Source organism: Kitasatospora sp. NPDC056181 (genome assembly GCF_042266225.1).
Classification (GTDB): Bacteria; Actinomycetota; Actinomycetes; order Streptomycetales; family Streptomycetaceae; genus Kitasatospora.
The window spans coordinates 1-2,619 of record NZ_JBHJUK010000306.1 but is presented as its reverse complement, the minus strand read 5'-3'; the positions used below and the strand labels follow the sequence as shown (position 1 = coordinate 2,619).

Sequence of the window (2,619 nt, the reverse complement as noted above, 5' to 3'; positions counted from 1 at the left end):
AGTTCGGGGTCGTCGGTCAGGTTGCCGACGACGGTGATCGGGGTCTCTCCCACGGACACGGGTGCCTCCAGAAGGCGTCGGGGTGGTCCGGGAGCGGGGTCTGCCCGGTCCCCCGCACCACCCGGGCCCCGCCGCCGGCTGCGGCGGTGGTCCGGGCGGAACGGCCGGTCGGACAGGCCGGTCAGCGGTTGCGGTTGGTGACGTTGACGCTCACGTTCACGGCACCCTGCCCGCCGCGGCCGCCGCCGTTGGTGGTCTTGAGAAGCCAGATCACGGCCAGGCCCGCGGTGACGAAGCCGAGTGCGGTGGTGGCGGCGGCGAGCGCCTGGGCGAGGAAGCCGATCCCGATTCCGGCACCGCCGATGCCGACGCCGCCGGCGACCAGGCGGGCGGGCCATGGGTCCCGGGCCGGCATGGTCGGCACCTGCGGGAGCGGGGCGGGGTAGTGGAGTGCCGGGGCGGCGTGCTGGGCGGGCACGGGCAGAGCCGCGGCGGGGTGGTAGAGCGCGGGCGGGGCGGTGAGCGGGGTCGGGTGGGCGTAGTAGGGGGTGCCGTCCTGGGTGTAGAGCACCGGGGCGGCGAACGGCTGCGGGGCGTGCGGGGTGTGGTGCACGGTGCTCTCCTGTCGGCGGGGTGGTGGTCGGGGCGCGGTGGGGTCAGTGGCCGGAGACGAGCCGGACGAGCGAGGCGAGGAAGTCGTTGACGGGTCCGGCGACGCCGGTGGAGGCGGCGGTGAAGCCGGACAGCCAGAGCACGAGCGCGGTGGGCACGGTCACGCGCCGGCCCCGGATGAGGACGACGGAGATGATCGCGAACAGGATGGTGGTGCTGAGCGCAACGATCACGGCGGGGCTCTTTCCGGTCAGCGGGAAGGGGGGTGCGGGGCATGACCGGACACGGTCCGGGCAGGGTGGTGTGCCTGTCATGCGGCCTGTCATCGGGCCTGTCTGTCACCTGTCGCCTGTCACCTGTCTGTCACCTGTAATCCGCAGGTCAGACAGGGGGATGACAGTGCGGTGCGGGCCGGACCGCCCCCTTTCCGGAGCGGACTGACAGGTGACAGACAGGGGCCCGCGTCAGGTGCCGGGGGCGTGCTGGCGGTGGACGTAGCGGGTCTTGCTGCCCTCGCCGACGCGGACCGCCTCGCCGCTCTCGACCCACGCCTTGAGCCAGTTCTGAAGGACCGGCCGGCGGGTGCCGAAGGTGTCCTTCAGGGCCCGCTCCATGGCGGACGCGCCGGTGCCCTCGGGGCCGGCGTCGAGCAGCAGTTGGAGCGCGGCGTCCTTCGCGTCGGGCGTCTCGGGCGTGGCGGTCTCGCGGCCGGTGGTCCAGGTGGAGGGGTTCGACCAGTCGACGCCGGGCGGGGTGGGGTCGGGCTTGACGGCGTCGGGCAGGAGCCAGATGGATTCGAGGTCGTCGGGGTCGACGGCCGGGGTGGTGGCGGGCTGGTCCCAGTGCGCGGTGGCCTTCCACCCGCCGGCCGGGGCCGCGCTCCGCCCCGCCCCGCCCGCCGAACCGGCGGCGGGTGACGGTGTAGCCGCGGCCGCGACGGGGGTGGTGTCGGCGCTGGCCCAGAGGTGGCCGCAGCGTTCGATCAGCCAGCGGTCGGTGTAGTCGGCGCCGGCGGCCTCCAGTGAGGGCGCGTCCAGGCTCGGGCGGCGGTGGGCGGTGAGCGCGCTGATCTCCTCGATCTGGTCGGGGGTGATGCGCCACTGGCGTCCCTTGGCGGGCTGCTTGCCCTCGGTGCCGGCCAGCACCGATCCCGGCCCCGAGAAGCTGTCCTCGGCGCGTAGGGCGCGCCAGCCGAAGAGGTGCCCGAGTTCGGAGTCCTCCAGGGCGCCGGTGGCGAGGCGGTTGGAGGCCATCTTGCGGACGAGCGGGTCGGGCATGACGTCCTGGGTGACGCGCAGGACGGAGATGACGGCGCGGATTGCCATGGCGCGGGCGATGCGGACGACCTCGGAGACGCCGGCGAGGACGGCGCGGGCCTCGCGGGTGGCGGCGGCCTCGGCGCCCTCGTCCATGACGATGACGATCTCCGGCACCGCCGGGGAGACGGGCAGCTTGTCGTCGTTGGCGTCGCGCATGGCGTCCTGGTAGGCGGCCTTGCGGCGCTTGGCGATGCGGACGGCGGCGGCGAGCATGCGCTTGGCCTCCTCCGGGGTGGAGGCCACCCAGTCCACGCCTGGCACCGGGATGGTGGCGTCGGCCCAGCGGGAGCCGGGACGGCCCAACTGGGCGTCGCGCCAGGCGTTGAGCCAGGGCAGGCCGATGCTCCCGCCGTTGAGGTCGATCACCCACACGAGCACGTCGTTCGTCTGGTCGAGGCGGGCGATCAGTGTGTGGAGCCAGTTCGTTTTGCCGGTCCCGGTGGGGCCGGTGACGATGGTGGACGCCTGCCGCAGGTCCATCTCCGCCCGCGCCCCGTCGGAGAGTAGAGCGAGGGGGATCGGGTTGTTGACGGTGGTGGTCTCGGCCATCTCGGCCATGGGGAAGGGGAGTTCCTCGCCGGTGAGGTTGCGGATGGTGACCTGGATGAGCACGCGGCGCCGGGAGATGCCGGGCATGGTCTGGAGGCCGCAGCCGTCGGGGAGGTCGAGGTCGGAGCCGAGGGCCTCG

The 2,619-nt window shown here is 73.8% G+C and carries 3 protein-coding genes; all 3 read right to left on the bottom strand.

The features are described from left to right. Nucleotides 1-181: 181 nt before the first annotated feature. Nucleotides 182-613, bottom strand: coding sequence for a hypothetical protein (locus tag ACFC1F_RS43060; RefSeq protein WP_376167268.1), 432 nt, complete (start codon nt 611-613; stop codon nt 182-184). Nucleotides 614-656: 43 nt separating this feature from the next. After that, entirely contained in the window at nt 657-845 is a 189-nt protein-coding gene (locus ACFC1F_RS43055; RefSeq protein ID WP_376167266.1) for a hypothetical protein, read from the bottom strand. Nucleotides 846-1,076: 231 nt separating this feature from the next. Then, the coding region (locus ACFC1F_RS43050; RefSeq protein ID WP_376167264.1) for a hypothetical protein at nt 1,077-2,619 on the bottom strand (1,543 nt) is incomplete at its 5' end.